Genomic DNA, 4,664 nt, shown 5'->3' on the forward strand with positions numbered 1-4,664 from the left:
CGGCCCCGGCCACGGGTGCGACGTCGGCCACCGTGGCCGGGCGCACGGTCACTCCGCGCCGGTGACCGCGGCGACCGCCTCGTCCGCGGTCTGGTGGACCGGCATCTGGGACAACAGCCCGGTCGCCTCCAGCGGCCGCAGCACCACGCGCTTCGTGGCGACGATCGCCCAGGTCAGTTCGTTGTGGGCGGCCCGCTCGGACAGTTCGGCCAGTACGGACAGGCCCGCGGAGCCGAGGAAGCCGATGCCGTCGAGCTCCAGCACGAGCCCGTCGTCGTGGCCGACGTTGTCCTGGACCCACTGCCGCAGTTCCGGGGCCGACAGCAGGTCGACCTCGCCGGAGACCCGCGCCAGCACCGCGCTGCCCGACCGTCGTTCGGCGTCGATGCGCATGCCGTGGCTGTCGAGCTGCCGCGGCTGCCCGTCGGAGGACGACTGCGGGGGCAGGGTGTTCGGATCGGTGCTACGCACTGTGTTGTCCCTCCGTAGCGTTCGGATAGGGCACGGGCAGGTGCGACCCCGATCCGCTGCTGTGCGAAGGCGACCGACGCACACATCCCGGACCGCGTACGCATCGTGGACCGCGCACGTCTCCCGGGCTGCGTACGCGTGTCGTGCTCCGCACGGATCGCGAGGGACCTGCCTCGACACGGCTGTGGGCTCAACCGCTCGGGTTCCACGGTAGAAAGCTTCGTGGCCGATTCGCAACCTTCCCCGGGACGGGTCACACCGGATCACACGGCGGAACCACCCGCCGGGGAGGTCGTGGGCGCCGCCCGGTACGGCCGGGTGCCGGGTCCCACGGTCGTTTGTCCCGGGGCCCCCGCGGGTACAGCGCTAACGCACGACGCCCCGGAGGGTGGAGCCGAAGGGAGCAGGGGCCGATGAGTGACGGCGAGGAGCCCGTGACACCACCGCAGGACACCGGTATGCCCGACAGTGTCGAGAGCGACCCCGCGTCGCTCAGCAGTGCGGAGGACCTCGACGAGGACCGGCTCCGGCTGGATCCGCTCGAGGAGGGGGTGGAGCCTCCGGAGCACTACAGCGAGGCCACGAGAAAGGGCATGACGCCGTTCGAACAGCACCAGGGCGAGACGCTGGACGAGCGGGTGAGTGAGGAGCAACCCGATTTCGCCGAACCACGGGTACCGGATCGCCCGATCGGGGAGCATCCGCCCGGGGAAGTGAACGACACGGTGGACCCGGTCACCGAGGAACCGCGTCCGGTCGATCCGAGCGGTGAGGTGTCCGCACCGGACACCCCGGCCGTCCGGCGCGGGCAGAACGCCGACCGCGCGGGCGGGTCCGTCGCCGACGCCGTCCGGACCCCGGAGGGCGTGGAGGAACCGGAGGGGGAGCAGACGTGAGTTCGGCCGATGTGCGGGGCCTCACCGAACGGATGTTGACCGACCTGCGTGGGGACGACGCGGAGGGACTGGCCACGCTGCTGGCGTCGGTGGTGGCGCCGGACGCGCCCCGGCGGCACCTGTTGTGTCCCCTTCTGGGTGAACTGGTGTCCATGGTGGCCCACGACCTCCGTGAGCGGGCCGAGGACGGGGACGACGCGCCCGGTGTCGACGGCACGGTCGGTGTCGACGGCACGGCCGGCGGGTCGGCCGGGGGCGGAACCTTCACCGCCGAGCTCGTCGACGACGAGGACGAGCCGTTCGACATCGACGACCTCGATCCGGCGGTGCGCGCGGTTCTGCGCGCGGTGCTGGCCGAACTGAACGACGACCCCGGGGATGTGCGGTTCCACCTCGGGCTCATCGGGGCGGACCCGGAGCCGCTGGCGCGGCTCGACGCCGTCTGGCACGTGCTGCTCTGGGCGAGCATGCTCGACGAGGGCGCCGCGTGACGGACGCCGCGTCCCCCGGTGCGTGCCACGGCCGTGCGCCGGAGGCGGCCGTCCGGCGCACGAGCCCGTGCGCAGGGGATGCGGGAGCCGTGGAACGGACGGGCCGCTGTGGACGCTCGCGGCCGGACCGGGCACGGTACCGGTCCATGATCGACACGTTGTTCCGGGGCGGTGGAACGGCGTTTCGGACCGGGCACGCCTACGGTGGGGGTTGGCAGCCACACGCGACCGAAGGGAAATGCCGACATGCTGGCCATGACTGACGCTGCCGCCGAGGCGATCGGCGCACTGACCTCCCAGGACGGGCAAGACGCGGCCGGCCTGCGGTTCGCGGTGCGCGAGGAGACCGACGAGGGTGCCCAGCTGGCGCTGTCGATCGCCACGGCGCCCGAGGACGGCGACCAGGTGCTCGGCACCGAGGGCGGCGCACGCGTGTTCCTGGAGCCCCAGGCGGCCATGTTCCTCGACGACAAGGTCCTCGACATCCAGCAGGACGATCAGGGACAGCTGAACTTCGCCGTGATGCAGCAGGCGGAGGAGGCCGAGGAGTCGCAGGGCTGACACCGGCCCGACGACGGTTTGGTCGTCGGCCATCGGTGGTACGTCCTCGTCCGAAGGCGACCACCGATGGCCCGGCACCGGCCCGCGGACCGACCCCGGGCGGGGCCTCGGCGGTGTGAACGGTCCGGTCGGCGCGTGCACCCACGTCCGATCGCCGTGCGAGGGGAGACGCCGATGAAGGCCGTGACCTGGCAGGGCAAACGCAACGTGCAGGTGTCCGAGGTCGCCGACCCGCGGATCGTCGAACCGACCGACGCGGTGATCCGGGTGACCTCCACCGGTGTCTGCGGGTCGGATCTGCATCTCTACGAGGTGCTGGGGGCGTTCCTCGACCCCGGCGACGTGCTCGGGCACGAGCCGATGGGGATCGTCGAGGAGGTCGGCAGCGCCGTCGACGGGCTGGCCGTCGGCGACCGTGTCGTGGTGCCGTTCAACATCTCCTGCGGGCACTGCTTCTACTGCGACCAGCGGCTGTACTCGCAGTGCGAGACGACGCAGGTGCGCGAGCACGGCAAGGGCGGGGCGCTGTTCGGCTACACCAAGCTCTACGGCCAGGTCCCCGGGGGGCAGGCCGAACGGCTGCGGGTCCCGCAGGCCCAGTTCGGACCGATCACGGTCCCGGACGGTCCGCCCGACGAGCGCTTCCTGTACCTGTCCGACGTCGTGCCCACGGCGTGGCAGGCCGTCGAGTACGCCGGGATCCCGGCGGGTGGCTCGGTCACCGTACTCGGCCTCGGTCCGATCGGCCAGATGTGCGCGCGGATCGCCCGGCACCGCGGCGCGCGGACGGTGATCGGCGTGGACCTCGTCGACGAGCGGCTGGCGATGGCGAAGCGGTACGGGGTGGACACCCTCGACCTGCGTCAGCACAAACACGTGGCCGACCGGATCCGGGACCGCACGGACGGCCGGGGCACCGACTCGGTGATCGACGCGGTCGGCATGGAGGCCCACGGAGCGCCCGTGACGGGAATGGCCCAGCAGCTGGCGACGCTGCTGCCCGGCCCCGTCTCGGCCAAGGTGACCGAGAAGGCCGCCGTGGACCGGCTCTCGGCGCTGTACCTCGCGATCGACGCCGTCCGGCGCGGCGGCACGATCTCACTGTCCGGTGTGTACGGAGGCATGGTCGACCCGATGCCGATGCTCACCCTGTTCGACAAGCAGGTGCAGGTGCGGATGGGGCAGGCCAACGTCCGCGCGTGGGTCGACGAGATCATGCCGTTGCTCACCGGGGACGGCGATCCGCTCGGCGTGGAGGACCTCGCCACCCACCAGCTCCCGTTGTCCGAGGCGCCGCACGCCTACGACATCTTCCAGAAGAAGCGGGACGGGGCGATCAAGATCGTGCTCAAGCCCTGAGCCCACCCGCGGCCGGAGTCGGTCGTGGACGGTCCGGACGGCTCAGTCCGTGGGGACCGGCGTCGGTGGGTCCTCGCCCCGCAGCACCGCCACGACGTTGCGCGCGGCGAGGGTGGCCATGGCGGTGCGGGTCTCGACGGTGGCCGAGCCCAGGTGCGGGGCGAGCGCGACGTCGTCGCGCCCCAGCAGTCCGGGGTGGACCTCGGGTTCGCGCTCGAAGACGTCCAGCCCGGCCCCGGCGATCGTCCCGGCGTCCAGCGCATCGGCGAGTGCGGCCTCGTCCACCACCGGACCGCGCGCGGTGTTCAGCAGGAACGCGGTCGGCTTCATCGCCGCGAGCGCGTCGGCGTCGATCAGGTGGTGCGTGTCCGCGGTGAGCGGGCAGTGCAGGGACACGACGTCGGCCCGCGCCAGCAGCTCGGGCAGTGGCAGGTACGTGGCCGCCAGTTCCTCCTCGGTGCCGGTGGGGGCGCGCCGCCGTCCGGTGTAGACGATCCGCATCCCGAACGCGCGGGCCCGCCGGGCGACCGCGCGGCCGATCTGACCGAGGCCGACGATGCCGAGGGTTCTGCCCGTCAACCCGGTGCCGAGCATGAAGTCCAGCTCGAACGACCACGGGGTGCCCGACCGCAGCAGCCGCTCGCCCTCGCCGAGCCTGCGGGTGACCGACAGCAACAGGCCCAGGGTGATCTCGGCTGTGGCGTCGGTGAGCACGCCCGGGGTGTGCGCCACGACCACGCCACGGGCGGTGAGCGCGGGGACGTCGATGTTGTCGTAGCCGACCGCGACGGTGGCCACCGCCCGCAGTCCCGGCCCGGCGGCGTCCGCGAAGGCGGCGTCGACCCGCTCCTTCAGCGTCACCACGGCGGCGTCGGCGCCCGCGACG

At 72.6% G+C, this 4,664-nt stretch carries 6 protein-coding genes; 4 read left to right on the plus strand and 2 right to left on the minus strand.

From position 1 onward, the window contains the following. Positions 1 to 48: 48 nt before the first annotated feature. Complete coding sequence (locus tag ACTIR_RS0103260) at positions 49 to 471, minus strand: anti-sigma factor antagonist (protein WP_026453209.1); 423 nt, start codon at positions 469 to 471, stop codon at positions 49 to 51. Positions 472 to 884: 413 nt separating this feature from the next. Here ACTIR_RS0103260 and ACTIR_RS0103265 point away from each other — a divergent pair, with 413 nt between their 5' ends. The 4 genes from ACTIR_RS0103265 (at position 885) to ACTIR_RS0103280 (ending at position 3,778) form a co-directional block, all read left to right on the plus strand. Then, positions 885 to 1,367: a hypothetical protein gene (locus ACTIR_RS0103265; RefSeq protein WP_007026354.1), complete on the plus strand. Its 483-nt coding sequence runs from the start codon at positions 885 to 887 to the stop codon at positions 1,365 to 1,367. After that, entirely contained in the window at positions 1,364 to 1,858 is a 495-nt protein-coding gene (locus ACTIR_RS0103270; RefSeq protein WP_026453210.1) for a hypothetical protein, read from the plus strand. Before ACTIR_RS0103265 ends, ACTIR_RS0103270 begins: the two co-directional genes overlap by 4 nt. Before the next feature lie 246 nt (positions 1,859 to 2,104). Continuing rightward, the gene (locus ACTIR_RS0103275; protein ID WP_007026356.1) at positions 2,105 to 2,419 is read left to right on the plus strand and encodes a HesB/IscA family protein; all 315 of its coding nucleotides are present in this window, start codon (positions 2,105 to 2,107) and stop codon (positions 2,417 to 2,419) included. A 174-nt stretch (positions 2,420 to 2,593) separates the two neighbouring features. Beyond that, positions 2,594 to 3,778, plus strand: coding sequence for a zinc-dependent alcohol dehydrogenase (locus ACTIR_RS0103280; protein WP_026453211.1), 1,185 nt, complete (start codon positions 2,594 to 2,596; stop codon positions 3,776 to 3,778). Between the two features lie 42 nt (positions 3,779 to 3,820). On the opposite strand, the gene ACTIR_RS21415 is transcribed toward ACTIR_RS0103280, so the two are convergent. Continuing rightward, positions 3,821 to 4,664: 2-hydroxyacid dehydrogenase (locus ACTIR_RS21415; protein ID WP_034238120.1), on the minus strand; the 844-nt coding region annotated here is incomplete at its 5' end.

This window comes from Saccharomonospora iraqiensis subsp. iraqiensis, assembly GCF_000430445.1.
Lineage (GTDB): Bacteria > Actinomycetota > Actinomycetes > Mycobacteriales > Pseudonocardiaceae > Saccharomonospora > Saccharomonospora iraqiensis.

Excerpts from the sequence above, each read along its gene's own strand:
- ACTIR_RS0103265 (WP_007026354.1), top strand. The coding sequence starts at position 885 with ATGAGTGACGGCGAGGAGCCCGTGACACCACCGCAGGACACCGGTATG.
- ACTIR_RS0103275 (WP_007026356.1), top strand. The coding sequence starts at position 2,105 with ATGCTGGCCATGACTGACGCTGCCGCCGAGGCGATCGGCGCACTGACC.
- ACTIR_RS0103280 (WP_026453211.1), top strand. The coding sequence starts at position 2,594 with ATGAAGGCCGTGACCTGGCAGGGCAAACGCAACGTGCAGGTGTCCGAG.